The following is a 15,958-nucleotide window of genomic DNA, read 5'->3' on the forward strand; positions in this document are numbered from 1 at the left end:
GGCCATTTACGGTGAGTCTAGGCCTGTGTGGTGCGCCGGACAAGATTTGGACCATTTGTTGGGCGATTGGTCAGAGTCCGCTAAGTGCTGGCTACGGGTCAGACCTTCCCTACGGGGAGCTTCTTTTCGGCCTGGAAGTCGTCCTCCACCCGGCCCTGGGCCCAGTAGCCGGACAGCGAAACCTGGTTCCGTTCCAGGCCGCGCTGGACGAAAAACACGTCCCGCAGGCCCTTCATGTAGCCGCGCTCGCCGTGGGCAAAAACGTCAACCCGGCCGGCAGGCCATTCGGCGCCGGCCACCGCTGAGACCAGAAGGTCCCCGACGCCGGCCGGTGCGCCGTTGCGGCGTAGCCAGGTCACCTGAACCCCGGCAGGGGACGCGACGGACTGGATGTCGGCATCGCTGTCCACCTCGATAAATGCCAGGCCGGCCGCTTCAGCAGGCAACGATTCAATGGCGGCGGCGATCGCAGGAAGTGCGGCCTCATCGCCGGCAAAGAGGTACCAGTCCGCGTCAGGCGCCGGGTTGTAGGCGCCGCCCGGCCCGGTGAAGGTGATGGTGTCGCCGGGCTTGGCAGCAGCCGCCCACGGACCCGCCAGCCCCTCGGCGCCGTGGATCACAAAGTCGATGGCAAGTTCCTGCGCCTCGGTGTCCACCCAGCGGACCGTGTAGGTGCGGGTGAAGGGCCACTGCTCGCGGGGCATGGTTTCGCGGATGGTCCACAAGTCCAGGGGCTGGGCATAGTTAATGTGGGGCTGCGGGAAGACAATCTTGACGTAGCGGTCCACGAAGCTGTTGTTCACGTAGGCGGCGAAACCCTTGCCGCCGGCCACGATCCTGACCATGTGGGGCGAGAGTTCTTCCCGCCGAATGACCGTGAGACCGATCTGCGGACGTGTATTTTTTGTGGCGCTGGTGACGGCCGGAACAGTGCTCATAAGGTAACCCTAAGCTAGGGGACCGGAGGGAGTGCCCAGGTTACGCCAGGGCAGCCCTGGTCCTGCAGCAGCTGGTTGATGGTGCTGAAGGGCCTGGAGCCGAAGAATCCGCGCGACGCAGACAAGGGGCTGGGGTGTGCGCTGGACACGACCGCCGCGCCTGGCAGGAGGGGCCGGACGCTCTCCGCGTCCTTGCCCCACAGCACCGCCACCAGCGGCGCCGGGCCGCCGTCGGACGTCTGCCGGCCGGCAACCGCGGTGACAGCCGCCGTCGTGATGGCCTCCCAGCCTTTGCCCCGGTGGGAGCCGGCAGCCCCTGCCCGGACGCTCATGACCCGGTTCAGCAGCAGGACCCCTTGGCTGGCCCAGGCGGACAGGTCACCGTGGACGCGCGCGGGAAGGCCAAGATCGGCCTCCAGTTCGCGGTAGATATTCGCCAGGCTCCGCGGGATGGGCCGGGTCCGCCCGTCAACGGCGAAGGACAGGCCGATCGCATGGCCCGGCGTCGGGTAGGGGTCCTGGCCCATTACCAGGACTTTCACGCTGGCCAGCGGCTGCCGGAAGGCGCGCAGAACGTTCGACGGCGCTGGTAGCACGTGGTGCCCCGCGGCAACTTCGGTCGCCAGGAAGTTCAGGACGCCACGCAGTTCACCCTCAACGGGGCCCAGCGTCTCCGCCCAGTCGGCCGCCATCAGCGCACTGAGCGGCAAAACGGCCATCTCGGCAAAGCCGACGGGCTCGGCCGGGTCTGCCGTCAGTTCGAACAGCGCGTCAGAATCAAACACGCTCCCATTCTCGCAGGGTTACCGGCCACTGCAGCCGGGGCGCAAATGACATCGGTGTTATTTACGCCGTAACATGGGGAGCAGATTTTGAAACTTAACCGGTGATTCAGCAAGACCAGCGAAGGGGTGTTCCGTGGCGGAACCTGCTCGGGAGCGCGTGCCGGAGCCTGAGAAGCGCGGCTCTTTGCTGGCGGATTTTACCCTCCGTGACTCTCCCCTGAGCGAGCGCGACCAGCAGATGCTGGCACTGGAGCGGCAGTGGTGGAAATACGCGGGGGCCAAGGAACAGGCCATCAGGGAGCTGTTCGACCTGTCCGCGACCCACTACTACCAGCTGCTCAACGCCCTTATTGACACCGAGGCAGCATTGGCCCACGACCCCATGCTGGTCAAGAGATTGCGTAGACTACGTACGTCGCGTCACCGGGCACGCACTGCACGACGCCTGGGTTCCGACGCCTGACCACGCTCGTGCTGAGCCATCAGCAGCAATCAACAAGGACGTCTCCCCACCATGACCAAATACGCTCGGGATGAATTCGACAAGGTTCCGGAGTCCGCCTCGCGGCAGGGCGTCCACCGTGCGGCCTCGGCGCCGGCCCGCCGCAAGCTGTGGCCCATCCTTGCTGTGGGGATTGTTGCATTGGCCATCGGAATGGTCTCCTTCCTGATCCTTCCCAAGCTCGGGTTTACCCAGGCCGGCAGCGAAGCCTCAACCAGCCTGGAATCAACCGCGGCACCCGAGGCAAGCGCGGCACCGTCCGTCACCGCTGAATCTTCCGCGGACCCGGAGCCCTCGAAGAGCCCGGACGCAGAGCCCAGCGCTTCGCCCAGTAACGTCCCCTCCGCAGCTGTGCTGGACAAGACCCAGGGCGTTGCCATCTACAACGCGGCAGGTACGGCCGGGCTCGCCGGACGCATCAGCTCGATGGTCCAGGCCGATGGCTGGACCCTGGGTCAGGTGGGAAACTGGGGCGGCGCTCCGCAAAAGACATCCGCAATCTTCTATGCAGGCCCGGCGCAGAAAGCCAACGCAGAAGCACTCTCGAAACTCCTGAACGTCCCCACGCTGGTGGAGACCCAGGAATTCCAGGTGCCGTTGGTTGTTGTCCTGGGGCCGGGCTACAAGTGATGCCGCGCGGTCACGCCTGAATAACTTTTGGGCACCGGAGCGGCCGTGTGGCTCGGCCCGCCGGATGGCTTGTCGCTAGAGTGATTTCAGGCTTCGGTCCGTAACAAGCGGCACACTTCCGACGGGGACCGACGGCACGACGGAAAAGAGCGGACATCATGGCATTGGGAACGGTTAAGTGGTTCAACGCCGAAAAGGGCTACGGCTTTATTACGGTGGACGGCTCCGGGGACGATGTCTTTGTGCACTGGTCGGCCATTGAGGGCGAAGGTTACCGGGCCTTGGATGAGGGCCAGCGCGTCGAGCTTGAGGTCGGCGAAGGCGAGAAAGGCCCGCAGGCAGAAAACGTCCGGCCCGCTCAGTGATCTCCCGCAGCTTGCGCGCAACAATCGTCCGCACAACTACAGGGGCGGCACTCCTGCTGGCCTTGGCCGGCTGCGCCGGGGCAGGCGGCAACGCCCGGGTTGAATCGGCTGAAGCATCCGGTGACGGCACGCTGCGGATCGGGCTGATTCAGGACAGCACAGGGAAACAGGCCTTCCTCAACGACTCGGAGCTCGCTGCGGCCCAACTCGCCGTCAAGGAAATCAATGCGGCCGGCGGCCACAAGGGCAGGCCTGTTGATCTCGTGGTGGGCACCGGCGAGGGCGCCGACGCCCAGGCCAGGAACCTGGCCTCAGTCAAAGTTGATGCGGTGATCGGACCGACCGATTCGAGCCACGCCGCCGCCGCCATCGACGTCCTCTCAGCTGCGGGCGTCACGCTCGTCTCGCCGGCCAACTCCGCTGCCGGCCTGTCCCGCTACAAAAGCGGCGGCTATTACTTCAGGACGGCGGCAGCGGACGTTGCCCAGGCATCGGTGCTGGTGAAACTGGCCAAGGACGGCGGCGCCAAGAGCCTTGCCGTGGTCCACCAGGACTCGAGCTACGGAAAAGATGTAGCTGCCGCGGTGGCCGGCGCCGCCAAGAACGCCGGACTGGTCACCGTCTCCACCACCGCCTTCAAGCCCGGCGACGCCAGGAACGCGGCAGCCGCTGCCAAGGCCGCCACGCCTGACGCGGTGGTGCTGATCGCCAGGGACGACGCCCATGGTGCCCTCGCAGAGCTCAACAACGCAGGGCTCTCGGGCAAGAGCATCATCCTGAGCGACGGCGCCTTCGCCCAGTACGGTTCGGGGCTGGGATCCAAGGCCCTCGACGGTGCCCGTGCAGTGGCACCGGGTCTGTTGCCGTCCGCGGACTTCCAAGCCCGTCTTGTGGCGGTCAACCCTGCGCTGAAAGACCTTTCGTTCGCCGCAGAGACCTACGACGCCGTGAATCTCGCCGCCTTGGCCGCAGCGAAGGCCGACGACGATGCCGGCCGCTCCATTGCCGCGAACCTGATCGCCGTCTCCGGCGGGACAGCAGGCGGGCAGCCCGCCGCGCAGGCCTCTGGCCCGGCCGCCAAGCCATGCCTGTCCTACACCGATTGCCTCGCGGTCCTGAAGACCGGGGCGGGCATTAATTACGACGGCGAATCGGGGCCGGTTGCCTTCGACACCAACGGTGATATCACCACGGCCAACTACATGGTGTTCACTTACGGCGCAGACAACAGGGCGGTGCTCACCGGCCGTGAGGCTGCAGGCCGGGTCGCAGGCTGATCGCCGGTGGCGAACGGGCCGCCTGGACGGCGCGATTTGCGGGGCCTTTCGCTTGCACTCTCACCTAGGGAGTGCTAATTATTGAGTTAGCACTCTTACGTATCGACTGCTAAAGCAACGTCCGGTTTTCCGGCATCGGAGCTTGGCGGCGGTCGTGGAGCGAGAGAAATACCTAGCTGGAGTGAGATCCCCAGCCACGGCATACAGAGGCCGCCGGTGAAGGATCGTCCGTCGCGGGCACTGCAGTGAGGTTCATTCTTAACGACTGTCCCGAAAGGACTACTGCCGTTATGGCCAAGATCATTGCATTTGATGAAGAGGCACGCCGCGGCCTTGAGCGGGGCCTGAACATCCTCGCCGACGCCGTCAAGGTCACCCTCGGCCCGCGTGGACGCAACGTCGTCCTCGAAAAGAAGTGGGGCGCCCCCACGATCACCAACGATGGTGTTTCCATCGCCAAGGAGATCGAGCTGGACGACCCTTACGAAAAGATCGGCGCCGAGCTGGTCAAGGAAGTTGCCAAGAAGACGGACGACGTCGCTGGCGACGGCACCACCACGGCTACCGTGCTGGCGCAGGCTCTGGTCAAGGAAGGCCTGCGCAACGTCGCGGCCGGCGCTGACCCGCTGTCCCTCAAGCGCGGTATCGAAAAAGCTGTAGCGGCCGTCACGGTTGAGCTGCTGGCCTCCGCCAAGGAAATCGAAACCAAGGAAGAGATTGCGGCTACCGCCTCCATCTCCGCCGGTGACGACGAAATTGGCGCCCTGATCGCTGAAGCCCTCGACAAGGTGGGCAAAGAAGGCGTCATCACCGTCGAGGAGTCCAACACCTTCGGCCTGGAGCTCGAGCTCACCGAAGGCATGCGCTTCGACAAGGGTTACATCTCCGCTTACTTCGTTACCGATACTGAGCGCCAGGAAACGGTCCTTGAGGACCCGTACATCCTGATCGTCAACTCGAAGATCTCCAACGTCAAGGAACTGGTCGCTGTCCTGGAAAAGGTCATGCAGTCCAACAAGCCGTTGCTGATCATTGCCGAGGACATCGAGGGCGAGGCCCTGGCCACCCTGATCGTCAACAAGATCCGTGGCACCTTCAAGTCCGTTGCCGTCAAGGCTCCGGGCTTCGGCGACCGTCGCAAGGCCCAACTGGCCGACATCGCTGTACTCACCGGTGGCCAGGTCATCGCTGAGGAAGTCGGACTCAAGCTGGAGACCGCCGGACTGGAACTCCTGGGACGCGCCCGCAAGGTTGTTGTTACCAAGGACGAGACCACCATCGTTGAAGGTGCCGGCGACGCCGACCAGATCGCTGGCCGCGTTTCCCAGATCCGTGCCGAGATCGAAAACTCCGATTCGGACTACGACCGCGAGAAGCTGCAGGAACGCCTGGCCAAGCTGGCCGGCGGCGTTGCAGTCATCAAGGCCGGTGCCGCAACCGAAGTTGAGCTGAAGGAACGCAAGCACCGCATTGAGGACGCTGTCCGCAATGCGAAGGCTGCTGTTGAAGAAGGCATCGTCGCCGGTGGCGGCGTTGCACTGATTCAGGCCGGCGCCAAGGCGTTCGCGAACCTGAACCTGACAGGTGACGAAGCAACCGGTGCGAACATCGTCCGCGTTGCCATCGACGCCCCGCTGAAGCAGATCGCCTTCAACGCCGGCCTCGAGCCTGGCGTTGTTGTCGACAAGGTCCGCGGCCTGCCTGCAGGCCACGGCCTGAACGCAGCAACCGGCGAATACGTCGACCTGCTGGCTGCCGGCATCAACGACCCGGTCAAGGTAACCCGCTCTGCCCTGCAGAACGCGGCTTCCATTGCTGGTCTGTTCCTCACCACCGAGGCCGTTGTGGCCGACAAGCCGGAGAAGAACGCTCCGGCCATGGGTGGCGGCGACGACATGGGCGGCATGGGCGGCTTCTAGCCCCACTTTCCCCACAGTAAGACGCACTACGGCGGTCCTCACCAAACGGTGGGGGCCGCCGTCGGCGTTAACGCCTCCCCCCAAACAGGAAGTTGCTCTATCAGATATGGTCCCTTAGAGGGCCGGTTGGCAACCAAAAGTGATAGAGCAACGGCGGCCGGTGGCCATGGCCTGTCAGGGAACTCTGGCAGGATGGTTCCGTGACAATTACTGCAGCGGCCGACGGTTCGGCTTTAGGAAATCCCGGCCCGGCCGGTTGGGCCTGGTATGTGAACGACGACTGCTGGCGCGCCGGGGGATGGCCGCACGGCACCAACAACCAGGGCGAGCTAATGGCTGTGCTGGATCTGTTCCGTGCCACCGCGCACGTCCCGGAAGAGGACCTGAGGGTTCTCTGCGACAGCCAGTACGTGATCAACTCCATCACAAAGTGGATGCCGGGGTGGAAACGCAAGGGCTGGCGGAAGGCCGACGGCAAACCTGTACTGAACGTGGAGCTGCTCAAGGAACTTGACCGGGAAATCGCCGGCCGGAAATACACCTTCGAATGGGTCAAGGGCCACGCCGGCCACGACCTCAACGAGGCAGCCGATGTCCGCGCGCGTGCCGCCGCCACGGCATACCAGCAGGGTGTGGCAGCGCGGTCAGGCCCAGGCTTCGCTGGAGCCCCGGAAGCTGTTGGCCCAGCAGTTGATAGCCGCGTTGCCGTCAGCTCCGGGGCAGGTCCTGCGCTGGCCGGCCCCGACGCCGTCACTGCAGCCGGCCTGAAGGCGGCCACCACAGCCGGTGGTGCTGGTGCCGGCCGTCAGGCCTCGTACGGCCAGGACCTCGTGAACCAAGACGCCTACGACGAGCCGGACCTCTTCAGTGAACTGGAGAGCGAATCGTTCATCCCTGCGGAGTCCGCCGGGGCTGAGATGAGCCCAGAGGCGATCGTCGAGGCCCTCGAACGCGAATTGTCGGACCCCGACATCCGTGGCGACATCGGCCGTACCGGTGTCCTCCTCCACCCTGATTTTATGGAAATCGGAACCTCGGGCAGAGTCTGGACCCGTGACGCGACGATGATGGCGCTTGAAGAGGAACCGGTGCAGCATACCGAGCTGGAGATCCTGGGTGCGGACCGCATCGGCACCAACGCGATCCTGCTGACGTGCCGAAGCTACTCGCGCTCAGGCACGGCTCTCCATAGCTCACTCTGGGTTTTGGACGGCAACAGATGGCGGCTCCGGTTCCGCCAGGGGACCCCGGAGGCCTAGAGGGCATTTCGGCCACGGACTCAGCTGAAGCGCTGGGTGTTGCCCTGCTCGGCCTGTGCGTAGGTGGACGCTGCCGATGCCAGGGCCATGTTGATGGATGCCAGCGACGCCTCCACCTTGCCTTGGGTGAGGGTCCACTCGGTCACCAGGGCCTGGAAGTTGTTGGCAGCCGAGCCCCGCCAGGTGGACTGCAGTTCGTCCAGGCCTCGCTTCATGGTCTGGACGTCCGAGCTGATCCGGTCCACGGTTGCTTTGACGTTGGCCGACTTGAGCTGAAGGAGTTCGGTGTCGACGGAAATGATGCTCATGGCTAGCTGCCTCTCGAAGTAGTGGGACAGCATCTGCTGCCCGCCCGGCTGCGCCGGGCCACTACAGCGAGCCTACGGACGGGTACTGCCCGCGCGCCACGCTCCATGGCTATATGTGGATAACCTCGTCATCGCCGGAGTGGGCATTGCCCGTTTGAGCCTCGTCGGTGGCGTCTTCCCTAACAGGCAGGCTGACCACCAAGGTAGCCCCGCCGCCGTCGGTCGTTTCCACCCTGACGGACCCGCCGTGCGATCCCACGATGGCCGCGACAATCGCGAGCCCCAGGCCGCTGCCGCCGGTCTCCCGCGTCCGGGACGTGTCCGCCCGATAGAAACGCTCGAACACCTTGGATGCATCCACTTCTGAGATGCCGGGGCCATGGTCCCGCACCTCGATCACGGCGACCGGCTGCCCGCCGTCGGAGGTCCGGACCCCGACGGCGAGTTCAATCGGGCTGCCGTCCGGGGTGTAGCGCAGGGCGTTCCCCACCAGGTTCCCCACCACCTGTCGCAGTTTTGCTTCGTCACCGAGCACGGGAGCGGGTGCGGCCCGATCCTCACCAAGGCCGGCCAGGGAGATGGGACGGGAGCGGTCGCTTGCCTGTGTGTCCACCACCGCGTCATGGGCGATCAGCTGCAGGTCAACGGGCTTTTGCTGGAGCGGGCGCTGTTCGTCCAGGCGCGCCAGCAGGAGCAGATCCTCCACCATTGAACCCATCCGTTTGGCTTCGCTTTCGATCCGCCCCATGGCCGTGGCCACGTCCTCGTCGGTGGCCAGCGCACCATGGCGGTAAAGCTCGGAGAAACCCCGGATGGTCACGAGTGGGGTACGCAGCTCGTGGGAGGCGTCTGCTGCGAACCGGCGCATTCTGCCTTCGGAGGCTGTCCGGGCGGCGAAGGCCGTCTCGATGTGCGCCAGCATGGCGTTGAGTGAACTGCCGAGCCGCCCCACTTCGGTGCCGGGATTCTCGACGTCCACGCGCCTGGAGAGGTCGCCGGCGGCGATCGCGGCCGCGGTCTTTTCCACTTTGGCCAGCGGCCGGAACGACCGCGACACGGTCCAACTGGCGATCAGGGAGGCCAGCAGCAGGGTGAGCAGGCCGACGCCGGTGACCACCAGGGTGGCGTGCTTGAGGACATCGTCCACGCTTTGCAGTGGCAATCCGATGACAACAACGGCGGGTTGGCCGATATAGAGCACGGTCACCGCGACCACCCGCCAATTATGGCCGTCCGTGCCACGCACCTGGTAAGGACGCGCGCCCCTGTCCTGGGCGTCCTCAACGGAGATGGTTGAGATGTCGGGGTGGTCATCCGGATTGCCGCCCAACAGCTGCGGGTCCCCACCGGGGGTGTGAAGGATCAGCGAGTAGTCACTGGGGACCATTGGGTTGGTGGGTGCCTGTAACTGGGTGAACGAGCGCTGCTTGCTGGCCAGGTCGACGGCGGCGTACAGCTTGTCATCCACCTGTGCCTGGAGGTAGCTGTGCAGCAGCGTCAGGGTGCCGGCGCCGGTCGCAGTCAGCGCAATAATCAGCAGAGCCATGATCATGGCCACCAGCTGGGACCTCAGTGAGGCCGATTTCCACCGCTGCAGCAAGGTCAGCGCTTCTCTGCCGTCCGGAGCACGTAGCCCACTCCGCGTTTGGTCTGGATCAGTGCCGGTGCGTCCGGATCAATGTCCACCTTGCGCCGGAGGTAGGAGATGTAGGACTCCACGATCGAGGCGTCGCCATTGAAGTTGTACTCCCAGACGTGGTCCAGGATCTGGGATTTCGACAGCACCCGGTTGGGGTTCAGCATGAGGTAGCGGAGGAGCTTGAATTCCGTGGGGGACAGTTCAATCACGGTCCCGCCGCGGCGCACCTCGTGGGCGTCGTCGTCGAGCTCCAGGTCGTCCACCCGGATCACGGCGTCGTCGTCGAGCATGGGCTGGGTCCGGCGCAGGACCGCGCGGATGCGGGCCACTACTTCGTCCAGGCTGAACGGCTTGGTGACATAGTCGTCACCGCCCACCGTGAGGCCGGTGACCTTGTCTTCGGTGTCGTCCTTCGCCGTAAGGAACAGGACCGGGAAGTGCTTGCCCGAAGCCCGCAGCTTGCGGGTGACGGTGAAGCCATCCATGTCCGGCAACATCACGTCCAGTACCGCCAGATCGGGCGTGTGGAGCTCGGCGGCGGCCAGGGCGTCGCGGCCGTTGGCGGCAGATATCACCTCAAAGCCTGCGAAGCGGAGCGAGGTGGACAGCAGCTCGCGGATGTTGGGTTCGTCATCAACAACTAGCAGCTTGGCTTCTGGGCCGGTCTTCTTCATGCTCCCATCATGCTCCCAGAAACTGTGAGTTTTCTGGATGACTGGTGTGAGCGCGGTGGGAGCTGTGGCCCGCAGGGGTCCGGGCGTTCCGTGGCTTCATTGGCGGACAGGAGGCTGGACATGGCCGCTTTATCCTCCCGCGGCTGGATAATGTGCAGCGGTGGGAGCCAGGGGAACCCTTTTTTGTCCCGGAACGTTCACCGCTTCCAGGGTTTCGCCGTGTCACGGCCGGGGCTACGCTGGGGCCAGCGGGCTAGCCTGAGCCGCGCTGGGGTTTCAATCATCGCCTAATGAAACGGGAATGACCATGTCTGACATCATCGCAACAGAGAGCACCGCTACTTCTGACCGCAGCATCCGCGACTGGGCCGACCTCGCGGAGGAGATGTGGTCGTACCTGACCGGTAAGGGTGCGGCCATCAACTATGAGTTCATAGACATGACTGTGGAGGTTCCGCGCGATATCGGAAGCGACGCACCGCGGGCAACCTGGAAGCTCAACGGAAGCCTGCGGGTGACAACGAGTGACAAGGACGCCGCAGGGTCCGACAAGAACCGAGGGTGAGCCACGGTGGTCCGATACCGCTTGGACATGGATTTGGACTTCTCGTACACGGACGAGTCGGGGACCGTAGTGCAGGGCAGTGCACGGGCGGCCGGAAGCTCAGTCGCGGTCTCCCTAGACGCCATTGACCCGTTCTTGTCGGGCAGGGCGCCGTCCCTGGACCAGATAAGGCCCCTGGCCCAGACGTTCGCTGAGCAGGGACTCACTGTGACCGTGGAGGGTCCGGACGGACACATTGTCAGTATCGGCGCGGTTCACAGCCCGCCTACGCAGCGGCTGATCACGAGGTCTCCCAATATCAAGCTGGGGAACCTAGGCGCCTTGATGCCGCTGATCAGGCCGGGCAGGAGGCGTGCTGCCCAGGGATTTTCGCTGCTGCCGCCCCAGACACTGCTGCCCGTGATGCCTACGGTCAGGCGCAACATCGTGCGCCGCGCCACCACCACCCACTACACCCGTGGGAGCGGACGGCCGAGACTGATCTTTGTCCAGAATTCGTCCACGTGGACCGGCCAGATTCCGCGGGAGGTCAATCTGGACAAGGAGACGTTGCTGATCGGCAGCGACCCCGGCTCGGACCTGCAGCTTGCGGGCCTGGACGCGCTGCACGCCCAGATCAGACACAGCGACGCTGACGAGTACATCCTGGTTCCGCACGGTGAGGTCGGCGGAAGTGTTTCCCCAACAGGTGAGTCCGTGCTCCGCACAGGTGCGCGGATCCAGATGGGGCAGTGGTGCCTCGCCTTTTTCCGGGAAGAGTTCGCTGACCACGGCCGGCCGTTTGGGGGACGCAGCGGCGGTGAACTAGCCTACCAGCGGCCGCAGTTCGACCCCCGGACAGGTGCCACAGAACGGGACGCGTCCCAAGGGGTCTCGTGATGACGCGGGAGGCCCGCTGATCTGAATCAATTGACGTTGGAGGCGGCCGGGCCGCGAGGGACGCCGCTCAGCCGGGCTGCTCGACATCCTTGGCGTCCATGATCCGGTAGGCATACCCCTGCTCAGCCAGGAAGCGCTGCCGCTTGGCCGCGAAATCCTGGTCCAGGGTGTCCCGGGCCACCAGCGAGTAGAATCGGGCCGCCCGGCCGTCCTTCTTCGGCCGCAGCAGCCGGCCCAGCCGCTGGGCTTCCTCCTGCCGGGACCCGAAAGATCCCGAAACCTGGATGGCCACCGAGGCCTCCGGCAGGTCGATGGAGAAGTTGGCCACCTTGGACACCACCAGGGTGTTCACGTCACCAGCGCGGAAGGCATCGAAGAGCTTCTGCCGGTCCTTGACGGAGGTGTCGCCCTTGATGACGGGAGCCTGCAGGCGCTCGCCGATCTCATCCAGCTGGTCAATGTATTGCCCGATCACGAGCAGTTGCTCGCCCTGGTGCCGGGCCACAAGCTGTTCCACGATCAGGGTCTTGGACTCGGAGGTGGCGCACAACCGGTACTTGTCCGCGTCCTCGGCCATGGCGTACGCCACGCGTTCGTCTCGGGGCAGGTCAATGCGGACCTCCACGCAGTCCGCGGGCGCGATGTAACCCTGCGCTTCGATGTCCTTCCAGGGTGCGTCATACCGTTTGGGTCCAATCAGGCTGAAGACCTCGCCTTCGCGGCCGTCCTCGCGGACCAGGGTGGCGGTGAGGCCCAGCCGGCGGCGCGCCTGCAGGTCCGCAGTCATCCGGAAGATCGGAGCCGGCAGCAGATGGACTTCGTCATAGATGATCAGGCCCCAGTCGTGGCCGTCCACGAGCTCCAGATGCGGGTAGAGGCCACCGCGCTTGGTGGTGAGGACCTGGTAGGTGGCGATGGTGACCGGCCGGACCTCCTTGACCGCGCCCGAGTACTCGCCGATTTCATCCTCCGTCAAGGACGTCCGCTTGAGCAGTTCGTCCTTCCACTGCCGGGCGGCCACGGTGTTCGTCACCAGGATGAGGGTTGTGGTGGAACTCGTGGCCATGGCCGCGGCACCCACCAGGGTCTTTCCCGCACCACAGGGCAGCACCACCACGCCGCTGCCGCCGGCCCAAAAATTCTCGGTGGCGAGCTGCTGGTACGGGCGGAGCTTCCAGCCGTCCTCGTTCAGGGCGATCAGGTGGGGTGTGCCGTCCACATAGCCGGCCAGATCCTCCGCCGGCCAGCCGATTTTCAGGAGCAGCTGCTTGAGCTGGCCGCGCTGTGAGGAATGGACCACAATGGTTTCGCCGTCGATCCGCGGACCCAGCAGCGGCTGGATTTTCTTGGCCCGGATGACCTCTTCCAAGACAGGGTAGTCGTCCGTGCGCATCACCAGGCCGTGCTGCGGGTCCTTTTCCAACCGCAGCCGCCCGTACCGGGACATGGTTTCTTCGACGTCGATCAGCAGCGAATGCGGCACCGGGAACCGCGAGTATTTGAGCAGGGTGTCCAGGACCTTCTCCGCGTCCAAGCCGGCGGCGCGCGCGTTCCACAGGCCCAGGGGGGTCAGCCGGTAGCTGTGCATGTGCTCCGGAGCGCGCTCCAGTTCGGCGAAAGGCGCGATCGCGTGGCGCGCCTCGGTGGCCAGTTCGTGGTCCACTTCGAGCAGGATGGTTTTGTCACTTTGGACGATCAGCGGGCCGTCGTTCACGCGGGGCCGTCCTTCACTGGCGCAGTTCTTCTGCGGCCTCGATATCGATGATGCGGTGGATGGAGAGCACGCGTTCGGTTTCCTTGACAGGATCGAAGACCCTGACGCGTCCGCCGGTTACGGAGAGGGGAACAACTGTCTCCAGGCAGCAATTCCCCTGGCTGTCCACTACGTTCATGCTCACGCGCTGCTTAAGCCGGATAGCCCGCTGCAGGGTCTCCAGGCCAAGCTGGGTTGCGGCTTCGCCGGTACCCGGCACTGCCCGTGTGTGGTTTCCGTTGGCTGCGGGCCGCCCGTTCCGCAGGACGGCGAGCTGCGCAGCGACGTCGTGCTCCGCTGGCGCGGTCCGCGGCGCTGTGTAGACGGGGCGGGTGCTGCCCGGAACGCCGGTGGTGCGCCGGAGCCGGACCACTCCGGGCTGGGCCTGATCCACCGACGGCGAGAGGCCCAGCCCGCGCAGGACCTGCGCCGTTTCCCGCGGCGGAGCAGTGGAGATCAGCACGGTCGGCGCAATCCGGGCCAGCCCCAACCCGGCTGCTTTGGACTCGGCCGCCAGCTCCAGCACCGTTGCCTCATCATCGCTTTGGATAAAGCTGGCGGCCGTTCCCACCCGGAGCCGGCCGTGCCGGGACGCGGTGTCCTCCACCAAATATTCCAGGGGTTGGGGCACTGCCGTGGCCGAGTGCTCACGCAGGAACACCAGCAGGCTCGATGCGTCATGCCCGGCATCCAGGGCGCGCCGGACCGAGTTGGCCGAGAACCGGTAGATGGTGGCGGGCCCCTGCCCCTCGGCGTCGGCCATCAACAGCAGCTTTTCCGCCAGCTCCGGAGCCAGGTAACCCGGGGCAACTGCCGTCAGGTCCGCCTGGAGCAGCACGTGGTTCAGCGCCGCGGGCAGGTGCTCGCCCAGGATGCCCAGGGCCTCGTCCGGCTTGTCTTCAGCAATGGCGCTGCCCAGCTGGCTCAACGCACCGGAGCCGATCAACCCCAGCAGCTCTGCTTCCGCCAGCACACCTCTGATCAGGGAACTGAACCGGCGGGCCATCCGGGGCTGCGTCCATTCAGCCCGCTGGAGCACTGCCGCGGCGTCGAGGACTGGCGCCGTGCCGTCCGCAGCGGCAGCTTCCTGCGTGAGCTCTTCCAGAATTTCCAGGATCCGCTTCCTGACCACCGGGGCATCCGGCCGCTGCGCTTCCGCTGAAAGGGCATTGACGGTATTCCCAGCCACGGCACGGTGCACGGCGGGAACGCCGCCCGGGCCGGTAACGGGCTGACCCACGAGTGAGGGCACACGCTCGCTCGCGAGCCAAGCGTTGACCAGCCACAGCCACTGCTCCTGGCGGGGGAGGGACAGCCACTCCAGCTGCGGGGGCTGCACCCAGGAGGACGAGTCCACATCGAGGCGCAACAGGCCGGCGAGGGCGCTGATCTCCAGCAGCAGGCCCGCCCGGTGCTGGTCGATGCGCAGTGTCTCGGCCAGCCGCTTCATTTCCCGGACGCCTACGCCGCCGCTTCGCAGCGTGGCCAGCGGCTGTTCGCGGACGGCATGGAGCAGATCCCCCACCTGCCGGAGGGTTTCAGCGATGGCGCCCAGCGCCGCGTTCCGACGAAGTGCGGCGGTAGTGCTGCCCAGTTCCGGAACCGGAGGGGAAAGGGAGAAGTCATTGATGATGGCGCCGTCACGCAACGACAGCCCCACGCTGTGCGGCAGTTCCACGTGCGCGGCGTCCAAGGGGACCAGCAGGCCGCGGGCCAGGAGCCAGTCCACGGGCCCGACGTCGGCGCCCTGGTTCGAGACCGAAGCTTTCCGTTGCGCCTGGGGGACGGCACCCATGGCCCAGTTGCGGAATTTGGCGAGCAGCGCCGTCGTGCGTTCCGGGGCTCCGGCCAGAGCCGCGCTGAGTGCCTCGGGCGAGGATGTCCAATGCTGCAGCGCCAAGGCTGCCTCCATGGGGGTGGTGGCGTTCTGGATGGAGACGCCGCTGCGGTGCAGCTCCGCAACGAGCTGGACAACCCGCTGGGCAAACGCGGGCTGAAGCCTGACCAGCTCGGTGTAGCTGCGCCCCAGCCCCGCAGGATAGATTCCCACCACGTCCTTGAGGCTTCCCACCGGCAGGTAGTAGCGCTGCCGATGGCCCGAGGCCGCCGTTCCATGCGGCGGCTCGGCCCGGTGCACCAAAGCCAGTTCCTGGAGCGAGGCCAGGATGCGTTCCAGCGCCACCACCGTGGATCCTGCAATGAGTTTCCGGACGCCCGCCGCAGATGCGCTGTGTTCGGTGTCCGTGTTGGTGCACAGATGCAGGGTTTCCAGCACCTGCATCTGCGGCCTGTTCAGCCGTTCGAGCGCCCGCTGGACGCTGACCCGCGCGCTTGCCCGGGCGGCCAGGGCTGAAAAGTCAGGAACCGCGGGGGACATAAGGTCCGGCCGCGCTGCGAAGAGCGCTCGCAACGAGTCATCGCTGCGTGCTTCCAGTTCTTTGCTGAGCGCGCGGATTAGGGACATC

15 protein-coding genes are annotated in these 15,958 nt (G+C 65.5%); 8 read left to right on the top strand and 7 right to left on the bottom strand.

Annotation, left to right across the window (positions count from 1 at the left end):
* Nucleotides 1-98: 98 nt before the first annotated feature.
* Both ACQCSV_RS04650 and ACQCSV_RS04655 read right to left on the bottom strand, forming a co-directional pair.
* Nucleotides 99-938: a siderophore-interacting protein gene (locus ACQCSV_RS04650; RefSeq protein ID WP_354155808.1), complete on the bottom strand. Its 840-nt coding sequence runs from the start codon at nucleotides 936-938 to the stop codon at nucleotides 99-101.
* Between the two features lie 14 nt (nucleotides 939-952).
* Complete coding sequence (locus tag ACQCSV_RS04655; protein WP_354155807.1) at nucleotides 953-1,723, bottom strand: uracil-DNA glycosylase; 771 nt, start codon at nucleotides 1,721-1,723, stop codon at nucleotides 953-955.
* Between the two features lie 133 nt (nucleotides 1,724-1,856).
* On the opposite strand from ACQCSV_RS04655, the gene ACQCSV_RS04660 reads away from it, so the two are divergent.
* From ACQCSV_RS04660 to ACQCSV_RS04685, 6 genes are all read left to right on the top strand, one after another.
* Nucleotides 1,857-2,186: a DUF3263 domain-containing protein gene (locus tag ACQCSV_RS04660; protein WP_354155806.1), complete on the top strand. Its 330-nt coding sequence runs from the start codon at nucleotides 1,857-1,859 to the stop codon at nucleotides 2,184-2,186.
* A gap of 51 nt (nucleotides 2,187-2,237) precedes the next feature.
* Entirely contained in the window at nucleotides 2,238-2,855 is a 618-nt protein-coding gene (locus ACQCSV_RS04665) for a LytR C-terminal domain-containing protein (protein WP_354155805.1), read from the top strand.
* A gap of 158 nt (nucleotides 2,856-3,013) precedes the next feature.
* Entirely contained in the window at nucleotides 3,014-3,220 is a 207-nt protein-coding gene (locus ACQCSV_RS04670; RefSeq protein WP_141139551.1) for a cold-shock protein, read from the top strand.
* Nucleotides 3,221-3,231: 11 nt separating this feature from the next.
* Nucleotides 3,232-4,497 (top strand): ABC transporter substrate-binding protein, encoded by a 1,266-nt coding sequence (locus tag ACQCSV_RS04675; RefSeq protein ID WP_354222568.1) that lies wholly within the window; start codon nucleotides 3,232-3,234, stop codon nucleotides 4,495-4,497.
* 290 nt (nucleotides 4,498-4,787) lie between these two features.
* Complete coding sequence (groL, locus tag ACQCSV_RS04680) at nucleotides 4,788-6,416, top strand: chaperonin GroEL (protein ID WP_058929984.1); 1,629 nt, start codon at nucleotides 4,788-4,790, stop codon at nucleotides 6,414-6,416.
* Nucleotides 6,417-6,616: 200 nt separating this feature from the next.
* A complete protein-coding gene (locus ACQCSV_RS04685; RefSeq protein WP_426939212.1) occupies nucleotides 6,617-7,675 on the top strand; it encodes an RNase H family protein in 1,059 nt (352 codons plus the stop codon).
* Nucleotides 7,676-7,695: 20 nt separating this feature from the next.
* On the opposite strand, the gene ACQCSV_RS04690 is transcribed toward ACQCSV_RS04685, so the two are convergent.
* From ACQCSV_RS04690 to ACQCSV_RS04700, 3 genes are all read right to left on the bottom strand, one after another.
* Nucleotides 7,696-7,983, bottom strand: a complete 288-nt coding sequence (locus ACQCSV_RS04690; protein WP_058932786.1) for a WXG100 family type VII secretion target — start codon at nucleotides 7,981-7,983, stop codon at nucleotides 7,696-7,698.
* Nucleotides 7,984-8,092: 109 nt separating this feature from the next.
* Complete coding sequence (locus ACQCSV_RS04695) at nucleotides 8,093-9,583, bottom strand: ATP-binding protein (RefSeq protein ID WP_426939213.1); 1,491 nt, start codon at nucleotides 9,581-9,583, stop codon at nucleotides 8,093-8,095.
* Nucleotides 9,584-9,585: 2 nt separating this feature from the next.
* Nucleotides 9,586-10,296: a response regulator transcription factor gene (locus ACQCSV_RS04700; protein ID WP_354159306.1), complete on the bottom strand. Its 711-nt coding sequence runs from the start codon at nucleotides 10,294-10,296 to the stop codon at nucleotides 9,586-9,588.
* A 307-nt stretch (nucleotides 10,297-10,603) separates the two neighbouring features.
* Between ACQCSV_RS04700 and ACQCSV_RS04705 the strand changes: the two genes are divergently transcribed.
* Entirely contained in the window at nucleotides 10,604-10,861 is a 258-nt protein-coding gene (locus ACQCSV_RS04705; protein ID WP_282331085.1) for a hypothetical protein, read from the top strand.
* Nucleotides 10,862-10,888: 27 nt separating this feature from the next.
* Entirely contained in the window at nucleotides 10,889-11,740 is an 852-nt protein-coding gene (locus tag ACQCSV_RS04710; RefSeq protein WP_426939214.1) for an FHA domain-containing protein, read from the top strand.
* 67 nt (nucleotides 11,741-11,807) lie between these two features.
* Here ACQCSV_RS04710 and ACQCSV_RS04715 read toward each other — a convergent pair whose 3' ends face one another.
* The gene (locus ACQCSV_RS04715) at nucleotides 11,808-13,454 is read right to left on the bottom strand and encodes a DNA repair helicase XPB (RefSeq protein WP_426939215.1); all 1,647 of its coding nucleotides are present in this window, start codon (nucleotides 13,452-13,454) and stop codon (nucleotides 11,808-11,810) included.
* A gap of 13 nt (nucleotides 13,455-13,467) precedes the next feature.
* Nucleotides 13,468-15,957 (bottom strand): helicase-associated domain-containing protein, encoded by a 2,490-nt coding sequence (locus ACQCSV_RS04720; RefSeq protein WP_426939216.1) that lies wholly within the window; start codon nucleotides 15,955-15,957, stop codon nucleotides 13,468-13,470.
* Nucleotide 15,958: the final 1 nt, after the last annotated feature.

This window comes from Pseudarthrobacter sp. S3 (assembly GCF_050156905.1).
Taxonomy (GTDB): domain Bacteria; phylum Actinomycetota; class Actinomycetes; order Actinomycetales; family Micrococcaceae; genus Arthrobacter.

What these genes read in the sequence shown, in the direction of transcription:
- ACQCSV_RS04650 (WP_354155808.1), bottom strand. Translation starts at nt 938, where the DNA reads ATGAGCACTGTTCCGGCCGTCACCAGCGCCACAAAAAATACACGTCCG.
- ACQCSV_RS04665 (WP_354155805.1), top strand. Translation starts at nt 2,238, where the DNA reads ATGACCAAATACGCTCGGGATGAATTCGACAAGGTTCCGGAGTCCGCC.
- ACQCSV_RS04670 (WP_141139551.1), top strand. Translation starts at nt 3,014, where the DNA reads ATGGCATTGGGAACGGTTAAGTGGTTCAACGCCGAAAAGGGCTACGGC.
- groL (WP_058929984.1), top strand. Translation starts at nt 4,788, where the DNA reads ATGGCCAAGATCATTGCATTTGATGAAGAGGCACGCCGCGGCCTTGAG.
- ACQCSV_RS04690 (WP_058932786.1), bottom strand. Translation starts at nt 7,983, where the DNA reads ATGAGCATCATTTCCGTCGACACCGAACTCCTTCAGCTCAAGTCGGCC.
- ACQCSV_RS04700 (WP_354159306.1), bottom strand. Translation starts at nt 10,296, where the DNA reads ATGAAGAAGACCGGCCCAGAAGCCAAGCTGCTAGTTGTTGATGACGAA.
- ACQCSV_RS04705 (WP_282331085.1), top strand. Translation starts at nt 10,604, where the DNA reads ATGTCTGACATCATCGCAACAGAGAGCACCGCTACTTCTGACCGCAGC.
- ACQCSV_RS04710 (WP_426939214.1), top strand. Translation starts at nt 10,889, where the DNA reads ATGGATTTGGACTTCTCGTACACGGACGAGTCGGGGACCGTAGTGCAG.
- ACQCSV_RS04720 (WP_426939216.1), bottom strand. Translation starts at nt 15,957, where the DNA reads ATGTCCCTAATCCGCGCGCTCAGCAAAGAACTGGAAGCACGCAGCGAT.